This is a genomic window from Bradyrhizobium sp. AZCC 2230 (genome assembly GCF_036924495.1).
Classification (GTDB): Bacteria; Pseudomonadota; Alphaproteobacteria; order Rhizobiales; family Xanthobacteraceae; genus Bradyrhizobium; species Bradyrhizobium rifense.
The window spans coordinates 2,745,508-2,763,457 of the sequence record NZ_JAZHRS010000001.1 but is presented as its reverse complement, the minus strand read 5'-3'; the positions used below and the strand labels follow the sequence as shown (position 1 = coordinate 2,763,457).

The 17,950-nt window shown below is 60.9% G+C and carries 14 protein-coding genes; 4 read left to right on the top strand and 10 right to left on the bottom strand.

The genetic code is table 11. From position 1 onward, the window contains the following. Position 1: 1 nt before the first annotated feature. Positions 2-817: a hypothetical protein gene (locus V1280_RS13520; protein WP_334524331.1), complete on the bottom strand. Its 816-nt coding sequence runs from the start codon at positions 815-817 to the stop codon at positions 2-4. A gap of 141 nt (positions 818-958) precedes the next feature. Next, a complete protein-coding gene (locus tag V1280_RS13515; protein WP_442895126.1) occupies positions 959-2,050 on the bottom strand; it encodes a glycosyltransferase in 1,092 nt (363 codons plus the stop codon). 876 nt (positions 2,051-2,926) lie between these two features. Between V1280_RS13515 and V1280_RS13510 the strand changes: the two genes are divergently transcribed. Next, a complete protein-coding gene (locus V1280_RS13510; protein WP_334538293.1) occupies positions 2,927-5,050 on the top strand; it encodes a type I secretion system permease/ATPase in 2,124 nt (707 codons plus the stop codon). Continuing rightward, positions 5,037-6,461: an HlyD family type I secretion periplasmic adaptor subunit gene (locus V1280_RS13505; RefSeq protein ID WP_442895125.1), complete on the top strand. Its 1,425-nt coding sequence runs from the start codon at positions 5,037-5,039 to the stop codon at positions 6,459-6,461. The genes V1280_RS13510 and V1280_RS13505 overlap by 14 nt, the downstream gene beginning before the upstream one ends. A 106-nt stretch (positions 6,462-6,567) precedes the next feature. Here V1280_RS13505 and V1280_RS13500 read toward each other — a convergent pair whose 3' ends face one another. From V1280_RS13500 to V1280_RS13470, 7 genes are all read right to left on the bottom strand, one after another. After that, positions 6,568-7,224 (bottom strand): helix-turn-helix transcriptional regulator, encoded by a 657-nt coding sequence (locus V1280_RS13500; protein ID WP_334524325.1) that lies wholly within the window; start codon positions 7,222-7,224, stop codon positions 6,568-6,570. Between the two features lie 246 nt (positions 7,225-7,470). Further along, entirely contained in the window at positions 7,471-8,730 is a 1,260-nt protein-coding gene (locus tag V1280_RS13495) for a polysaccharide biosynthesis/export family protein (protein ID WP_334524322.1), read from the bottom strand. A 134-nt stretch (positions 8,731-8,864) separates the two neighbouring features. Further along, positions 8,865-9,872, bottom strand: a complete 1,008-nt coding sequence (locus tag V1280_RS13490) for a GDP-mannose 4,6-dehydratase (protein WP_334524319.1) — start codon at positions 9,870-9,872, stop codon at positions 8,865-8,867. Positions 9,873-9,895: 23 nt separating this feature from the next. Beyond that, a complete protein-coding gene (locus tag V1280_RS13485) occupies positions 9,896-10,582 on the bottom strand; it encodes a sugar transferase (protein WP_334524316.1) in 687 nt (228 codons plus the stop codon). Then, positions 10,579-11,715: a DegT/DnrJ/EryC1/StrS family aminotransferase gene (locus V1280_RS13480; protein WP_334524313.1), complete on the bottom strand. Its 1,137-nt coding sequence runs from the start codon at positions 11,713-11,715 to the stop codon at positions 10,579-10,581. The genes V1280_RS13485 and V1280_RS13480 overlap by 4 nt, the downstream gene beginning before the upstream one ends. Positions 11,716-11,787: 72 nt before the next feature. Then, positions 11,788-12,507: a nucleotidyltransferase family protein gene (locus V1280_RS13475; RefSeq protein WP_334524310.1), complete on the bottom strand. Its 720-nt coding sequence runs from the start codon at positions 12,505-12,507 to the stop codon at positions 11,788-11,790. Between the two features lie 467 nt (positions 12,508-12,974). Next, on the bottom strand, positions 12,975-13,616 hold the full coding sequence (locus V1280_RS13470) for a response regulator transcription factor (RefSeq protein WP_334524307.1): 642 nt from the start codon (positions 13,614-13,616) through the stop codon (positions 12,975-12,977). Positions 13,617-14,550: 934 nt separating this feature from the next. On the opposite strand from V1280_RS13470, the gene V1280_RS13465 reads away from it, so the two are divergent. Then, the gene (locus tag V1280_RS13465) at positions 14,551-15,171 is read left to right on the top strand and encodes a response regulator transcription factor (protein ID WP_334524304.1); all 621 of its coding nucleotides are present in this window, start codon (positions 14,551-14,553) and stop codon (positions 15,169-15,171) included. Positions 15,172-15,281: 110 nt separating this feature from the next. Here the strand turns inward: V1280_RS13465 and V1280_RS13460 are convergent, their stop codons facing one another. Next, entirely contained in the window at positions 15,282-15,518 is a 237-nt protein-coding gene (locus V1280_RS13460) for a DUF6894 family protein (RefSeq protein ID WP_334524301.1), read from the bottom strand. Positions 15,519-16,034: 516 nt separating this feature from the next. On the opposite strand from V1280_RS13460, the gene glmS reads away from it, so the two are divergent. Next, positions 16,035-17,861, top strand: coding sequence for a glutamine--fructose-6-phosphate transaminase (isomerizing) (glmS, locus tag V1280_RS13455; RefSeq protein ID WP_334524299.1), 1,827 nt, complete (start codon positions 16,035-16,037; stop codon positions 17,859-17,861). Positions 17,862-17,950: the final 89 nt, after the last annotated feature.

The window sequence follows — 17,950 nt, the reverse complement described above, 5'->3', positions numbered from 1 at the left end:
CTCAATTCGTCCGGTTCAGAGCGATTGGGTGTTGATTGCGGCGCAAGAACACCGCCTGCAACTCCGGCGACCCCGCGAGGGCTGAATCTCCATTCTGCGATCCCCAGCTATAGGCGAAGTCGAAGACGGGGGCCGGTATGAGCGCGTCCCAGCGGACCAATATCTGTTGCATCTGACTTGCGCTCGGCAGCACGTATCGGCCGCCGCCGTCATCCATCCAGCGGCCGCCGCCAAAGGTCTGGTAGACCGGAACCATGTTGTCGCGGGGCACGCCGGCGGATTCGGCCGCAGCAACATAGCGATCAACCTGGTGATAGTCGCAGCCATTCAACTCGGTTCGGCACGGATAGGGATCGATTCCAAACAGGTCGACATGTGAATTGGCGAGGTTGTAGGTGTCCTTGAAGGACGGTGTCCGCGACGACGTCATCGTCATGAGCAGGATGAATGTCTTCGCGCCAGGCACGTTGGCATGTATCCAGTCCGACTCGGCCTTCAGATTGTCAGCCGTGCAGAGCGGGAAATGCTGCCCGGTTGGATCCGGATCGTCCATCAAATAGAAGCCGAACAGTTTTTCATTGCCGATGAACGGGCGGACGGCGTTCAGGAATTTTGTGTCCACGCCGTTGCATTGGCCGATCCACACGAGGCCCTTGACGCCGTCAGGCAGAGAGTCCAACTGCGCCGGGCTACTGACGTCCGCCAGATTGAAGCCGGCGGCGGCGGGAAGGTAGCTTCCAACAGAGTCGAAGTTGCCGTTGGAGGCGAAGTGCAGCGCTGCTCTGGAGTTGGCGCGCGTCGGCGCGTCGAAGGCCACGCCCTGCAGGAGCAATGCGCCGGTGGCTAGTAGAGATGCCACCGCAAACCACGCTACATATGGGGCACGTGCATATGTCCTTACAGGACGCCGCATGTCGCATCCTCGGTCGTCGATCCGAGCCTTCCGTTGCTGAGTGGGCTAGTGGCGCGCACGGTCAATCAACTTCCTGTAAAGAGCGGCATGATCGGCGACGACGGTCGCCAGGGAGAATTCCTGCCTGACATGCTTGGCGGCGCGATCGGCCATGACGCGCCCCTTCTCTCGATTCTCGAGCAGATAGAGGATTTTTGCGGCCAATACCGGCGGCGCTCCGGGAGGTGCCAGGAAACCATTCCATCCGTCGCGAATGACTTCAGCGCAGCCCGGCATGGTCGTGGTCACGATTGGTGCGCCGGCGAGGGCCGCTTCGAGGAGGACTCGCGGCACGCCTTCGCGGTACTCGGTCGGAAACGCGAATACATCTGCGAGCCTGAGCAAGGCCGGGATATCCGATCTTGATCCGATCGCCTTCACATAGGGAGCATGCCGATCGATCTCGGCTTGCGAAATGGCGAGGGGGCCTTCGGATTCACGGGGCCCGACAAGCAGGAAGCGCACATTGGGACGCACCTGGTGCACCCGCGCGGCCGCATCGAGCAGCGCTGGAATACCCTTCTGCCTCGTCATCCGCGTCACGGTCATCACGATTTCGGCGTCGCCAAGCCCAAGTTCCTGGCGGAGCTGGACTGGCGAAGGTCCTGACATCAGTGCGCGATCGAAACCGTCGACATCGACGCCGGCGCCTCGGATCAGAACCGGCATCTTTCCCGCGATCCCGTGACGTTCGAAAAATGCGCGATCATCGCTGATTTCAAACACCGTGGCCGCAGTCGTGCGAGCCGCGAGCTTATGGAGCGCGCGATACACGGGACGCAGCGTCAGGGCGAGGGGAGAGCGCGACGAGTAGAGGAAAGCACGTCCATTGATCGTGCGAACGACCAATACGCCGGGAGCGCTTCGCGCAGCCAGCGGCAGGTAGATCGATGGCTTGGTGTCGAAGCTTTGCGCAAGATCAGGCTGTTCCTCGACCAGGATCTTCGCAAGGCTCTTGATTGACGCCAGGTCGGCGCGCGGGTTCACGAACCGGTCGAACTTGAACCCCCGATAGCGGATGCCCGCGTGCACAAATGGTGCGGGGTCGCCGCTTCCGACCGCGGTGATGCGGAAGCCGTGGTCGCGCAGCGCGCACATGGCGGGAATCCGAAGGTGATGATCTTCGCCTCCGATATAAAGAAGGTGCGGCTGTAGCGGATCGCGCTGGTCCCTCCAGATTCCATTTGGTTCGTCACCAACGAGGCGAGAACTGTCCATGGTCTCGCTGTCCAGCCGTGGTCTCAACATACGTCCAGCTCCTGTACTCGACATCGTTGGCTTCTTGGCAAAGCCCGGCAGCCTGTCGCCAAGGGAGAGCCTCATCATCCCTATCCCTCGATCGAACGACGCCCGCTCGAGAGCTCTGACATCCGCAGGGAAGCGCCGTTTTCACGTTGCAACCTAGAGAGTTGTCAGTGATCCACTCCTATCACGGTGAATGCGAGAGCCTATTCGAATAAAGGGGTAATCACACGACCCGCGCGATCCGCTGTGGCTCGTTGCGATTTGCGATGCGGGGACTCTGAGCGGGGACTCGTTCATCCCGGTGGCGTGCTCTCAGGAAGAATTTGATCATCGGTGTCCGATGACTGCCTGAACGGAGTCTTGACCGCGTGGCGCGGTTCTTTTGCGGAAGGCCGGACAAGAAAGCCGAAACGGCAACGGGCCGCTAGCTCCTTTGGAGTACCTCGCAGCGTGACGGCAAATCCGGGCAAATTGCTCTGCGGCACTCCTCTCCTGCGGCGGCGACAGCGCCGGCTTCTCGCGAGGCAAACATCGATGCTCACTTCCGGGCTACCTATTTAGGCTTAGGGAGGCGGCGCGTGTACCGCGCATTAGCCGTACGGATGATCCGTGAGCGGGGCTAGTGTCTTGCCCGAAGGGCTCCTGCAGCAGCGGACAGTCGGCATTCAGAGCAGACTTGGTGAAATCGATCACGCAATGCTGGCGGACCAGATGTGGGATGGCCGTGAAATGGTGTCTGCAGCGGAATCAGGGATTTTCTCGCTCGTCCTGTTGCTCCGGCTGCATGGTATTGCGGCCGACGAGCGGCAACTCTGCCACCGATTGGGCACGCGCCAGATCGGGGTGACCGAGATGTTGCGATGCGCCAAGGCTTTCGGCCTCAAGGCGCGCACGATTAGAACCGGCTGGGCGCGTCTTCCCCGCATCGCCTTGCCGGGTATCGCGGTGCTCAACGAAGGCGGCTTCCTCCTAGTGGGCAAGGCGGACGGGGACGAGGTGTTGGTTCAGCGTCCCTCGGACCCCCGTCCGCTCAAGTTAACGCGAGCCCAATTCGAGGCGATCTGGGACGGCCGCCTGGTCTTGATGGCGCGCCGGGCATCACTTTCGGATCTCTCCCGCCGGTTCGACTTCACCTGGTTTCTCGGCGCGATCCAGAAATATCGTCACCTCCTGGGAGAAGTACTGGTCGCATCCTTCTTCCTCCAGGTATTCGCGCTCATCAGTCCGCTGTTCTTTCAAGTGGTCATCGACAAGGTCCTCGTTCATCGCGGCATCAGCACGCTGGAAGTCCTGGTGATCGGACTGGCTGCGATAGCTGTGTTCGAAGCCATTCTGGGCACCTTGCGCACCTACCTCTTTTCTCACACGACCAACCGCATCGACGTCGAACTCGGTGCGCGGCTCTACCACCATCTGGTCTCGTTGCCGCTGATGTATTTTCAGGCGCGCCGCGTTGGTGACTCGGTGGCCCGCGTTCAGGAGCTGGAAAATATCCGCAACTTCCTGACGAGCTCCGCGCTGACCTTCATCATCGATTTCATGTTCACCGCCGTTTTCATCGCGGTGATGTTCATCTACTCGCCGATGCTGACGCTGATCGTGCTGGCGGCGTTCCCGTTCTACCTGGGCATTTCGGCGATTGCGACACCGCTGTTCCGCGAGCGCCTGGATGAAAAGTTTCGGCGCGGAGCGGAAAATCAGGCTTTCCTGGTCGAGAGCATCACGGGCGTGCAAACGTTGAAGGCCCTGGCCGTCGAGCCCCAAATGAACAGGCGCTGGGAGGAGCAGCTTGCCGGCTATGTGTCCGCGAGCTTTCGGGTCGTGAGCCTCGGCAATGTGGCAAGCCAGGCGGTGCAATTGGTCAGCCATCTGGTGACGGTTGCGGTATTGTTTTTCGGGGCGAAGCTCGTGATCGAAGGCGGCCTGACCGTCGGCGAATTGGTGGCCTTCAACATGCTGGCAAACCGCGTGAACATGCCGGTATTGCGCATTGCCCAGATCTGGCAGGACTTCCACCAGGTTCGCCTGTCCATCGAGCGGCTGGGCGACATCCTCAATACGCGGCCGGAGCCGACCATCAGCGTGGGGCGCGCCGTGCTTCCGCCGATTCGGGGCGCCGTCACATTCGATCACGTCGGATTTCGCTATCGCGTCGACGGACCTGAAACGTTGCATGCCGTCAGCTTCCATGTTCCGGCCGGTCAGGTGGTCGGCATCGTCGGTCCGTCCGGCTCCGGCAAGAGCACCCTGACCAAGCTCATCGAGCGACTGTACGTGCCGGAAACCGGCCGGGTTCTGGTCGATGGCGTCGATCTGGCCATGACGGATGCGGCCTGGTTGCGGCGGCAGGTGGGCGTCGTCCTGCAGGAGGACGTGCTTTTCAACCGGACCGTGGCCGAGAATATCGCGCTCGCCGATCCCGCCATGCCGATGCAGCGGATCGTCGATGCGGCCAAGCTTGCCGGCGCACACGAGTTCATACTCGAGCTTCCTGAGGGCTACGATACGATGGTCGGCGAGCGCGGGTGCAGCCTTTCGGGCGGCCAGCGGCAGCGCATCGCGATCGCCCGCGCCCTCGTCAATGATCCCCGTGTTTTGATTTTCGACGAGGCCACCAGCGCGCTCGACTACGAAAGCGAGCGCATCATCCAGGACAACATGCGACGTATTTGTGAGGGGCGCACCGTCTTCATCATCGCTCACCGGCTTTCCACGGTGCGGCGGGCACATCGCATCATCACCATCGACCGCGGGCGGATCGTGGAGGACGGCACCCACGACGAACTGATCCGTTCGAACGGGCGCTATGCGAACCTGCATTTGCTACAGGCAGGCACCCATGACGGCCGCTAGAAAAATTATCCGGTTTCCCGATGGCCGCCGGCGTCGCGCGGACGAGACCGCATTTCTCCCCGCCGCGCTGGAAGTCATGGAAAGGCCGCCGTCGCCAGTCGGCCGTGCCATCGGCATGACCATCATCTTGTTGTTCTGCTCAGCCCTGGCCTGGGCCGCGCTGTGCAGGGTCGACGTGGTTGCTACCGCGCCGGGCAAGATCGTGGTGAATGGCCGAACGAAGGTGATCCAGCCCGCCGAAACGGGGGTTGTGCGAGCAATTCATGTGCGGGACGGCGCGACGGTGCGGGCCGGCGACGTGCTGATCGAGCTTGATCCGACCATCAGTGGTGCTGAGCTTGACCATGTGAAGGCCGACCTCATCGCTGCCCAGCTCGATATCGCGAGGTTGCGGGCGGCGCTGGCGCCGGGCGACCCGATCGCAGCCTTCGTCCCCCCGATCGGGGCCAGCCTGCAGGCGGTCGAACTCCATCGTCAATACCTCGCCAGTCAGATGGCAGAGCAGGCGACCAAGCTGTCGGAGCTCGACAGGCAGTTGGCGCAGAAGAAGGCGGAGAGCGAGACCATCGGGGCGACGATATCGAAGCTCGATGCAACGATCCCGTTGCTCGAGGAGCGCGTTAACGTCCGCAAATATCTTTACGACAAGGCAATCGGGTCCAAGATCACCTATCTCACCGAGGCGCAGGATCTGGTCGGTCAGCAACACGACATTCTCGTTCAGCAGAGCCGGCTGCGCGAGGCCGAGGCGGCGACGGCGACTCTTGCACAGGCCAGGTCCAAGGCGGAAGCTGAGTTCCGCCGAACGCTCTATGATGACCTGTCCAAAGCAGAACAGCGGGCCGCGGGTCTGGCCCAGGACGCGATCAAGGCCGAGCAGAAGGCGAAGCTGCAGATTCTGACGGCGCCTGTCGACGGCGTGGTGCAGCAATTGGCGGTACACACGATCGGCGGAGTGGTTACGCCGGCGCAAACTCTGGCGGCCGTCGTTTCGCTGAACCCGGATTTCGAGATCGAGGCCATGGTATCCAACCGTGATATCGGCTTTGTCGTTCCCGGGCAGACCGTTGCAATCAAGATCGATACCTTCAATTTCACCCGTTATGGTCTGCTGGATGGGCGCGTGCTCAGCATTTCACGCGATTCCATCACAAGGGATCGGCGCGAGGATGGGGCGCGGGAGCAACCCGGAGGCGCCGAGACTGCGTCCAGCGAGCCGAAGGGGCAGGAGCTGATCTACGCGGCCCGCGTCAGCCTCGATCGCACGGCGATGATGATCGAGGGGCGGACCGTCCAACTGTCGCCCGGAATGGCGGTGACAGTCGAAATCAAGACCGGTTCGCGACGGATCATCAGCTACCTGCTTTCGCCCCTTACGCGATACAATCAGGAAATGCTGCGGGAGAGATAAGGATCAGGCCGCCAGGCGGATCCGGGCGCAAGCCTGGTTTTTGGCGGTCCCGCATTGGCATCCAGGCAGGTAGCTCTGGGCCTCGTGACGATCGCGCCTGACTGCATTATGGGAATAGCGCGATCCGTCCCAAGAGGGAGACGAGCTCCACTTGCCGCCGCGTCTGCGTCTTGACGAAGAGGGATGCGAGATGCGAGCGGATCGTCGCCCGGCTCAGCCGTTGAGTGCGGGAAATATCCAGCAAATTGCCACCGCGTGCCAATGCGATCGCGAGGTGGGTTTCCGCGGCCGTCAGGTTAAACAGGCGTTGCAGCGTCCGAGGTGACGGCTCCGGACGGGCATCGAGATCGAGCAGGATGATGGTGCACGTTTCGTCCGGCCGGACATTCGTCATCTGGTTCACGAGGCTCGCTATGCCTTCGTTGAAGGACGTCGCCAGCCATGACATCGAACCCGCGGGAAGTTCGACGCTCGCCCGCTTTGCAATCTCCCTTACAACGCCGTACAGCGATTTCGTACCCGTCGTGAACTCACTGTAACGCTCCAACATGGCGCGTCCGGTCGGGCTGACCTCGACCACATGGCCTTGTTTCAGCACAACGTGCGCGCAACCGACTCGGCCTAGAGCCGCATGCAGCTCGTCGCGCATATCGGACGGACCGTCCTCGGGAAGAGTGGGGGGAACACGGTTGGAGATGTTGAAGATGGTCTCCTTGGATTGGTAACGCGACGCAACCGAGCTGCTCTGGTTCAAGTTCAGCATGATGCCACGTTCCCCTTTGCCTCAACCAAATGAATGAGTGTCTGATGATCATTCTCCAATTGCCGTACGCGTTGTAAACGTTCAATCGGTGGTAGGTGGCCGGCTTTGGGGGTAATCCAGTTGCACTTTTTGACGAAGGCGGCCGAGGCCGGCCCGGCGTTCCGGACCCGTCGCTTGACAGCGCAGGTCATTGTCGATGGGAGGAGCTCCGCAGGTCGGTAGGCTGTGCCGCTCGAGCCGGTGATCTCAGGAGCCGCCCTGCTGCCGCAACGCGATTTCGATGACGTCACCCGGCTCGAGGTCGAAGTCTTCGGATGCCGCGATCTTCTCCCATTGCGGGCCGGACTTTCGTATGACGGTGACCTGGGGCCGCAGATCACCCGTTCCCGCCGGCAGTGCTGCGCTGCCGCTGACCGGCTGCAACTTCTGCCCCACCGATCGCATCTTTATGCGCAGGTCCGTCATATGGACATTTGAGTCTCGTAGCTCACGAAGCAGGGTCACGGTACGCAGGCTTGCCACGCGATCGATCTGGCGGGCAGAGTCCTCGCGCTGGCGCTGAAGGCGCATGAGCTCCACCGTGGTTTGCAGCCGTCGGGTCGAGGAAAGCAAAAGGGCGCGACGACTTTCGGTCACGCGCGGGCTCGGCAGGGAGCCGGAACCGAACAGCTTGATCACGCGATCGAGCTCTTCCTCATCGGACTGTACGCCTTTCTCTTCTCCGTCCTGTTGCTTGCTGAGCGTGGCGAATTGTGCGTCCGCTTGCTTAACCGCGTCCTCCAGAAATCGACGCTCCTTGCGGTAGTCGGTCTGCGCGGTTTTCAGCGACTCTGCCTCGGCTTGCACAATCGGGGCTATGGCAGATGCCGGCAGGGATATGTCCTGGGGCGTGGTCTGATCGAATGTGTCCTTGTTCGCCAGTTCAGCATCGATGCGAAGGACGTGGAAATACTCCTTCACGTACTCGGTGGAGAACGACTGGTAGTCGCGCAGAAGATCCGCCGGATCATTGGTGCCCGGCTGGTTCCGGGAGCGCAACAGACTATAGCCGCCGGAAACGGCGACAGCCTGACGCACGGTCATTGATGACCTGTACGCCAATTGTCCGGGCGTGAGAACGTCGCCGGTCACGTAGATCGGTCGATACTCCACCACGCTCGCGATGACGTCTCCGGGCACGACGACGATCGCTTGCTCCCGTCCGTCGGGCAGACGTTGTCGCAGGATCCTCGATTGCAGCAGCGTCTCCATCCGGCTCTGCAACTCGGCGGTGGTCATGCCGGCGACCTCGACAGTGCCGATTCCAGGAATGGCGATCGTGCCGTCGATCTGGATTTGCGCCTTGTGGCGCTGCTCGGACGCACCGCCGATCGATACTTCCACGGTATCACCTGCCGCGAGGCGATACTGTGCAGCGAAGCACGCATTGCTGACCAACAGAGCCATCGCCGTCGCGCAGGCAAGCGAGATGTGGCTGAACGTCTTCCGGGGCCTGGTGCGATCCATGGCGATCTCCCTGCATTATCTGGCCACGCCCGGCACGGCGCGGTTCTCATTCCGGGAAAAGCGAGCCATTGTCGCTCGCGACGGCACCTTGGCTCCGCGAACGACATGTCCCGGAATACGATCAAGCGATCTCGTCATGTAATGAAATCCGCTTGCCGTCGGACTTGCTTGGCGGAGAGGCGAGTTCGCCACCAATTGACGGTGCGTTCCAGGCCATCGCGGAGCGTCACCTTCGGCGTCCACCCGGTCGCCCGCACGAACCGGGTCGAGTCGGCAAGGAGCGCGCGCACCTCCGAGTTCGTCGGCCGCAAGCGCTTTGCGTCGTGTTCGATCGGTTTGCGACTGGACGTCACCTCGAGAATGACATCAATCAGCTCGCCGATGGAGATGGCGCGCTGACTGCCGGCGTTGTAGGCATGGCCATATTCGAGATCATCCACGAGCCCGGCCGCCATGAATGCCGCCGCGGTATCCGTGACAAATGTCAGATCACGTACAGGCGTGGTATCGCCGACCATGATTGCGCGGCAATCGGGGTCGAGCGCCTGCCGGATGATTGTGCCAATGATCGCGCGCTCGCTCTGCCGGGGTCCGAACGTGTTGAATGGCCTGAGGATCACGACGGGAAGGCCAAACGAGCGCGCGAAGGCCTCCGCCATCATGTCCGCACCGATCTTTGAAGCAGAGTAGGGCGATTGCCCCTGTAGTGGATGCGACTCGTCGATCGGCATTGTGAGCGCCGTACCGTAGACCTCGCTCGTCGAGGTCACGACCACCCGCTCGGTGCCGTGTTGCCGGGCCGCCTCGAGGACATTCAACGTTCCGAGGACGTTGGTCTCCACATAGGACTGCGGCGCGACATAGGAGTAAGGGATGGCGATCAGTGCCGCGAGATGAAAGACGTAGTTCTGACCCTGGACGATGCGGCCGACAAAGGCCGCGTCGCGAATGTCCCCGCGCACCAGGTTGACCGCCTGTCGGGTCGACTGCGGGATATCGTCGAGCCAGCCATGGCTGTCGAAAGAGTTGTATTGCGCCAACGCGGTCACGGAGGCTCCTGCCGAAACGAGCGCCTCCGTCAGATGCGAGCCGATGAAGCCGTCGGCTCCCGTCACGAGAATCTTCGCCCCTTTGTAAGTCATCGTCGTCGCTCTCTCTCACTCTGTCATTTTGATCGATGCTTCCGCCTCAACGCGGTCCAGCATTCCACTGCAATGACGTGCGCGGCGCGGGCGATCCAGCCGAAATCGGATGCGAGAGTTCGGCGTGGAAAATAGGCCAGATCGATCCTCGCCTTGGCCGGAAACAGCACCTCCCGATAAAAGTCCGCCGCGGGCGCGTCAGTCGGATACAAGCGGCTTTCGTGTCGGAACAGGACCTGACACGGTCCAAAGACGCCTGGCTTATGTTCAAGCACTCTTTCGAAGCCGTCGCGATAGCAGTCCGAGAAGCTGAGAGACTCCGGCCGGGGTCCAACCAGAGACATGTCGCCGCGCAGGACGTTCCATAGTTGCGGCAGCTCGTCGAGCTTGGTCGCGGCGAGCAATCGGCCGACGGTCGTCATGCGTTCATCGGATACCAGCGTCAGAGGAGAGCCGTCGTTGCCGCAGTTCGGCCAGAACTTGCGGAACTTGTACATCCGAAATGGCTCGCCGTGCTGTCCCAGGCGAAGCTGCGAGAACAGGATGGGCCGGCCGCTTTCGAGCCAGATCACAAGCGCGACAATGACGAAAACAGGCGAAAGGAGTGTCATCGCGAGGCCGACGCAAAGCATGTCGATCGCTCGCCGAACATCCAAATGAGAGGAGCGAGACTGAGCCGCGTATCCGCTCGCCGTCTCGGGCACCGTCATGCGACTGCCCCCATCGGGTAGTCGGCGGCGAGTGCGGCCGCCAGCGCATCCACGACCTTGTCGACGTCTAATGTCGACATTCTGGGATGCAGAGGCAGCGTAAGCTCGCGGCGAGCAAAATCCTCCGTGCGCGGGAGGGCCAACTCCGGGTAGAGATCCCTGTAGAATGTCAGGCGATGGACGGGCGGATAGTGAACCGTGGTCTGAACGCCGCGCTTGCGAAGGCGATCGATGATGCGCTGGCGGCTCGTGGCCGGTGGCAGCACGATGGGTAGCAAATGGTGGGTCGACGGCCAGGGAGCCTCAAATGGCACCATCACCGACGGGCAGAGCTCCGCGATGAGCTCGCGGTAAGTGGCCGACAGCCGCCGTCTGCTATCGTTCCATTCCGGCAGCTTCTTCAGCTGCACGAGACCGAGCGCGGCTCGCAGTTCGTCCATCCTGTAGTTGAAGCCGAGGATCGTCACGTCGTAGTCCGGACGGCGGCTGGTGAGCCGTTGTCGCGCGCCACTGGTCATCCCGTGAGCGCGGGCCTGCCGGATAGTTTCGCGCAAGGTACGGCTGCGCGCAATGATCGCGCCCCCCTCGGCGGTGGTCATGTTCTTGTTTCCGTAGAAACTGAATGCTGCGGCTTCGCCATAGCTGCCGACCTCGGGCAGTCCGGGCGCATGAGCTGCGTCCTCGATCAAGAGCAGGCCCTTTCGGCGGGCAAAGGATTGCCAAGCGTCGCGGTGGGCAAGGTAGCCGGCAAAATGCACCAGGATAATGGCCTTGGTCCTCGACGTGCACTTCGATTCTGCGTCGTCCAGCGACATCAACGGAACGTCCGCAGATCCGATATCGACGAAGACCGGTCGGGCGCCGACATAGAGAACGCTGTTGGCGGTCGCGACGAAGGTCAGCGACGGAACAAGGACCTCGTCTCCCGGGCCAATGCCGAGGGCATGCAGGATGAGGTGGAGAGCCGCCGTGCAGGAGCCGACAGCGACCGAGTCCTCGGCCTCGTGCAAGCGGGCGAACGCCTGCTCGAACTCGCGAACGCGATCCCCCATGGTGACCCAGCCGCTTTCAATGACAGCGGCGAGAGCTGCCTTTTCCTCGTCTCCCAAGACCGGCTCTGATACCAAAAGCATGTGCTCGTCTCCAATCTGATGAGTGAATTGACGCGGTGAACGCGATCCTTGCGGTCACCGCGAAAGGTCGCATCAGGCGGCGACGGAGCTCGCGAACACCGGTGATTGTTCGTCCCAAGCGACGTCCTGTGCCTTCAGGAAGTCCTCGACGCGGCCAATGTCGAGCCAGAGGCCGCTGTGCTTGAACACGTTCACCGGTACTTCGTCGTCGAGCATCTGGAACATCAGATCGTCGAAGCCGAAGGGAACGCCGGACGGGATCCGTTCGAGGACGCACGGATCTATGCAGTAGATGCCCATGCTGACGAGATGCGAGAGTTCGGGCTTTTCACGGAAACCAGTCACCCGTTCTTCCACCTCGTCGATCACGCCGAAGTCCATCTTGGTCGGGCGAATTGCGGTGGCGATCGTGAGCTTCGAATTGCGGCGACGATGGCTGCCCACGAACTGATTCAGATTCAGATCCGTCAGCACGTCGCCGTTGAGGACCAGAAACGGCTCGTCGAGCTGGTCGCGCAGCAGCGACAGCGGGCCAATGGTTCCGAGCGGCTCCATTTCCTGCGTGTAGTTGATGCGCATATTCCACTGCTCGCCGTCCCCGCAGACGCTGCGAATGAGATGGCCCAGATATCCGGTGGTGACGTAGACTTCCCTGATTCCGTTCCGCCTGAGCCATTTGAGGACGAGCTCGAGGACGGGACGCGCGCCGATCGGCATAAGTGGTTTCGGCAAAATTGACGTGTGGGGCCGTAAGCGCGTTCCTTTGCCGCCGCATTGAATAACCGCTTTCATCGAAGCCTCCGTATTGCTAGAGCTCGCAATCGCTCAACCATTATGCACTTTCGCTCGTGAAGTCCGATCTCAACATGTTGGTCGGGGTTCGAGCGTTGCAGCAACGTACGCGGAATGTTTTGGCGCGTCTTCGTACGTTTGCATGAGACGATTGAGTCGCGCTGAGCTGGTGCAGCTCTATCGCAATCGAATGTTGAATGCCGCAGCGGGTGTGAACGTGAACGGTGCGCAGCCGTGCTGGCGTGCGTTGCGCGCGCAAATCAGGCGACATTCATTGATAAACGCGCGTAAAAGCGGCTGAAATGAACCGTAACGGACGTACGCCACAGCAGCCTGGCTGCTGTGGCGTACGTGGAGGTTCGCAAGCTGTTCGACGATTTGCCTGCCGTGGGATTAGTCCGTTATCGCTTGGCGAGTGCGCCGTTTGCGACGAGGTGGCAGCGCGGACTAATCCTTGTTAGCCGATTTCATCGGCGCCGGAATTCCGGCTCGCATGGTTGCAGATCGGTTCGCAAGGCGATCAGGCCTGCGGGCTGGGACATCATCGAGGGCAGGGCGTTGCCATTTGCGGCGTGCACCAGGGGGCTGTTGTTCATTCCCCAGATCGCCGCTTGTGTCCGGTTCTGGACCCGGATCTTGCGCAGGATCGCCTTGACGTGGACCTTCACGGTCGCCTCTGCGATGTCGATCTTTCGGGCGATGCACTTGTTGGAATTGCCCTCGATCAAACACGACAGGATTGCCTTCTCGCGGGGAGAAAGATGCGGCGCAAGTGGTGCCTGCGCTGCGGTCAGGACGTCGTGCACCTCGTCGACGGTTGGCGCAGCTTCGCGTTCATGATTGCCGTCAAGGGCGAATTCCAGAAATGCTGGTGGAAAGACCGTCTCTCCCATCGTCACGAGTTCGATGGATTTGACGAATGCATCACAAGAATTGACGTTGACGAAATAGCCGCTGGCGCCGGCCCGATACGCCACGACGAGTTCGTCCTGACGATAGTGGTCGGAGACGATCGCTATCCGGGCGCCAGGGCAACGCCCTTTGACGCAACGCATCTGATCCAGTGCGACATCGAAACTGTCGTCGTTGTGGATGATGAGAAACAGCAATTGCTGTGTCTGGAGTGCGTTTGGCAATTCATCCGCACTCAAAGCTGATAGCATTATCCGGAAATTCGCCGCATGTAGTATCCGCGAAATTCCCTCTCTAACCAGAATGCTTTTTCCAATAAGAACGATTTCACAAGATTGCCGCCTCCGCATTTTACCCTCCGCGACATACGCAATGATACGAGTGCAATGAAAAATTTAGGAGTTGAACAATTAACGCCGGTCTCTCCGACCTGCTGTTGCAGCAGGTCGTTCAGTTGATCGCTTTTCTTGTCCGTTCGGCGTACCGCTTTCGCGCGCTATTCCGCCTTCGTCATCGACGGTAGTTTGGGGCCCTCCAAATTTGTTAAACTTTTGTGAAGGTTAGATGCGAATTGCCGATTACCATATATATCCTTGGTTATAGGTGCGGCTCGGGAAACTACGGGGCTCTCGCAGCGCAATTAACGCAATCTTCGGATGAGCCAGGGAGGATATATTTCCGCACATTGCGAGCCTTGCGAAGGCGCGCGGCGACTGAGAGGCCATCGTAGGGTTGCACAACTTCTAGGAGATGTATCAATAGTGATCGATCAAGGATAGACTAAGCCGCCGGGCTTCCGAATGATCGTCAGGGCGCGTGTTCGTGGCCGTCTCTCAGCGCGGCGATCGGTCACCGCAATCTTGCGGGGATGCAATTCGGTGCGGCGATTGTAAGTCTACCGTAAGCTATTGCGTGCGAATCATGGAACTAAGTGCGCGCGCGTTAATTTGTAGATTGATCTAAGCGTACTGCATCGTGAGGTCGAGATTTTTTGAATTGTTGCAGGTGTGATAATCCTATTCATATCGAGATGAACGGCGACACTTGGGGCGAGGTGTTGACGTCGGGGAGCGACCAATTATGGAGCGCCCAATGAGTCGTACGAGCATAGTGGTCGCAGATCGGCATCCGATGCTGTTGCTGGGTCTCCGCACGGTGCTCGGCGCGGAAGGCGACTTCGACATTGTTGCGACATGCAGCGATGCCACGAGCTGCATCGAGGCCATTCAAACTTTGGCGCCCGATATCGCGCTTCTCGATCCAACAATGCCCGATCTGGCCGCGGTGAAGAATTCCCTTGGCGCCAATGCAGGCAGCCGCACGCGCCTGGTGCTCTATATCCCTGCCGAAGCTCGTGATCTCGTCTTGACCGACGGGTTCGGTGGTTGCAGCGTCATTCTGAAAGAGGCCTCGGCGCAAGCGCTGGCGCAGTCTTTGCGGCAAATCGCGAGTGGCATAAGGATCCTGCCGCCATCCTCGACAGATCAGATTGTGCCCGCGGCTCAGGTGGCGAATTCGGACAATGCTCTGGCTGTGCTGACGGATCGAGAGCGCCAGATCATTCGCCTGGTTTCGGAAGGACTGTCGAACAAGGAGATCGGACGCCGCCTGAACATTGCTGACGGTACGATCAAGGTCCATCTTCACCACATCTTCCAGAAGCTCGAAATCAGCAACAGGACTGCGCTCGCGGCCTTGGCCTTTTCGCAGAGTGATTGGGGCACTCCAGTCAAGCCACCGGAATCCGAGTAAGCCACGGACATTGAAGATCCACCTTGCCTGGGCGGTCGCTCCGCGGCGAGTGCAGGCCCGCTGAGCCTGATCGCGGGCACCCTGGCGAACCGGCTGGTGGTTGCTGCCGGCTATTGCGTGACCGAGAAGTGAAGTGTGAACAGGGGCAGGCTGGTCAGTTCTGGGCTGTTGCTCACCTCAATCCGCCAGGACGGATGATCCTGGAATGGCCCAATGAGCTCGCTGCTGAGGATCTCACAGCTCAACTCAATGGCCGCCGACCTCGCGGCGTCGATATCCGGCAAGTTCATGCCGAGATCGTCGGGCACTGAGCCACCATCGTGAACATGAAAGAAATAGCGAGGCATTGGCGCTTCCGTAAAACGGTTGCATCCCTGAGGTCGAACCGGACCTGATGTAGCAGTGGTGTCCCGGGATGGACCTACGACAAGGTGCCGTTTCACGTCCATGATCATTGTTGGGTACCTCACTGTCTCCCCGGACTCTCTTGGTTGACATGGACAGCTGCTTCTTGCGGACTAAGGTCAGGTTGCGCCGTCTCTGCCCACTGCGGCGTGTTCAGCGGCCCCGGCTCCCCTGCGAATTAGCCCCCCGCCGGGGCCGCGATCTCCCAGCATCGACAGCGCGGCGCCGGTAGATAGTCCGGCTGATTGATCCGCCCTCTGGCGTTCGCGCATGCGTTTCGGGCGACAATGATTGAATCGTTCAGGTGCTGCGTTGGGAACGAAACTCCGACGGAGTAACCCGCGGTTGCTGCGGGCGCTCCCCCGATTCGACAACCTCAATTGTGCATTAGCAGTGTATTGGTCGTGATCACCTGCGCGTGCGTTGTCTCGATTGTCGGCGAGCTGGGAGATCTGACCGTGTGCGGAATCATCGGCATTCTAGGGCGAACCGCGGTCTCGGAGCGATTGGTCGATTCACTCCGGCGGCTCGAATATCGCGGGTATGACTCGACGGGCGTGGCAACTCTCGATGACGGTCGTCTCGAACGCCGCCGAGCCGAAGGCAAGCTCAGGAACCTGGAGGCGCGGCTGCTTGCCGAGCCATTGGGCGGTGACGCCGGAATCGGTCACACGCGCTGGGCCACGCACGGCAAGCCGACCGAACACAATGCCCATCCACATGCGACCGAGCGCGTCGCCGTGGTGCACAATGGCATCATCGAGAATTTCCGGAAACTGCGCCAGGCTCTGGAAGAGAAGGGCGCCACCTTCGCGAGCGACACGGATACGGAAGTCGTCGTACATCTCGTTCATTCGTACCTGCTGATGGGCTATTCGCCTCAGGAAGCCGTGTGGGCGTCGTTGCCGCAGCTGCGTGGCGCCTTTGCGTTGGTGTTCCTTTTCAACGGATATCGCGATCTTCTGATCGGAGCACGCAGGGGGTCGCCTCTGGCGGTGGGGTATGGCAACGGCGAGACCTATCTCGGTTCCGATGCGATCGCGCTCGCTCCCTTTGCCGATGGCATCAGCTACCTCGAGGACGGTGACTGCGTGGTGCTGTCGCGCGAGCAAGGGGTGATCCGGGACGCGAATGGTGCGGTCGTTGCCCGCGAGGTGCTGAAAACGGGTGGGGCGTCGTTCGTCGCCGACAAGGCCAACTATCGCCATTTCATGGCCAAGGAAATTTGCGAGCAGCCGGACGTGGTCGGCCGCACGCTCGCCCATTATGTCGATATGAGCGCCGAGCGGGCGGCGTTGCCGATCAAGCTGCCGTTCCACTTCAGCGATGTGAGGCGCGCGACGATTACGGCCTGCGGCACCGCGAGCTATGCTGGCGCCATCGCGAAGTATTGGATCGAACGGCTGGCTCATATCCCGGTTGATGTCGATATTGCCTCCGAGTTCCGCTATCGCGAAGCGCCAATCCGCAAGGGCGACCTCGCGATCTTCATCTCGCAATCGGGCGAAACCGCCGACACGCTGGCAGCGCTTCGCCATGCCAGGGACAAGGGGGCGCACACCGTCTCCATCGTGAACGTGCCGACGTCCACCATTGCGCGTGAGAGCGAAATAGTGCTGCCGACGTTGGCTGGTCCGGAAATCGGCGTTGCTTCCACCAAGGCCTTCACGTGTCAACTGACGGCGCTCGCCGCCTTCGCGGTCGCAGCGGGTGCAGCGCGCGGCGAGATCTCCGCGAGCGAGGAGAGGGGGCTGGTCAGAGAGCTGATCGAAGTGCCGCGTTTGATGGCGGCAGCTCTTGCCTGCGAACCGCAGATCGAGAAGCTGGCTCGCACCATCGCGAAAACGCGGGACGTGCTTTATCTTGGCCGCGGCACCAGCTATCCGCTGGCGCTCGAAGGTGCGCTGAAGCTGAAAGAGATCTCCTACATTCACGCCGAAGGCTATGCCGCAGGCGAACTGAAACATGGCCCGATTGCACTGATCGATGAGAACATGCCTGTCGTGGTCATCGCGCCCTTCGACAGTGTGTTCGAAAAGACCGTGTCGAACATGCAAGAGGTCGCCGCGCGCGGGGGCAGGGTCATTCTGATGACGGATGCCAGGGGAGCGGCGGAGGCGGCCATCGAGCCCGAAGCCACGATATTGCTGCCGGAGATGGTGCCGACCTTCGCGCCGATCGTCTACGCCGTTCCAATCCAGCTGCTCGCCTATCATACGGCCGTGATCATGGGCACCGATGTGGACCAGCCGCGCAATCTCGCCAAATCGGTGACGGTCGAATAGAGGCGAATGTCGCTTGCGTCACAGTGTCTCGCGGTCGCCGGCGTCGCCGGTAACGCAACGAAAGTGCGGCCAACACGCGGATCCGATGG

Coding starts and splice junctions, on each gene's coding strand:
- V1280_RS13515 (WP_442895126.1), bottom strand. CDS start 2,050: ATGTGCGCGCTGCGCGACCACGGCTTCCGCATCACCGCGGTCGGAAGC.
- V1280_RS13510 (WP_334538293.1), top strand. CDS start 2,927: ATGGTGTCTGCAGCGGAATCAGGGATTTTCTCGCTCGTCCTGTTGCTC.
- V1280_RS13505 (WP_442895125.1), top strand. CDS start 5,037: ATGACGGCCGCTAGAAAAATTATCCGGTTTCCCGATGGCCGCCGGCGT.
- V1280_RS13500 (WP_334524325.1), bottom strand. CDS start 7,224: ATGCTGAACTTGAACCAGAGCAGCTCGGTTGCGTCGCGTTACCAATCC.
- V1280_RS13495 (WP_334524322.1), bottom strand. CDS start 8,730: ATGGATCGCACCAGGCCCCGGAAGACGTTCAGCCACATCTCGCTTGCC.
- V1280_RS13490 (WP_334524319.1), bottom strand. CDS start 9,872: ATGACTTACAAAGGGGCGAAGATTCTCGTGACGGGAGCCGACGGCTTC.
- V1280_RS13485 (WP_334524316.1), bottom strand. CDS start 10,582: ATGACGGTGCCCGAGACGGCGAGCGGATACGCGGCTCAGTCTCGCTCC.
- V1280_RS13480 (WP_334524313.1), bottom strand. CDS start 11,715: ATGCTTTTGGTATCAGAGCCGGTCTTGGGAGACGAGGAAAAGGCAGCT.
- V1280_RS13475 (WP_334524310.1), bottom strand. CDS start 12,507: ATGAAAGCGGTTATTCAATGCGGCGGCAAAGGAACGCGCTTACGGCCC.
- V1280_RS13465 (WP_334524304.1), top strand. CDS start 14,551: ATGCTGTTGCTGGGTCTCCGCACGGTGCTCGGCGCGGAAGGCGACTTC.
- V1280_RS13460 (WP_334524301.1), bottom strand. CDS start 15,518: ATGCCTCGCTATTTCTTTCATGTTCACGATGGTGGCTCAGTGCCCGAC.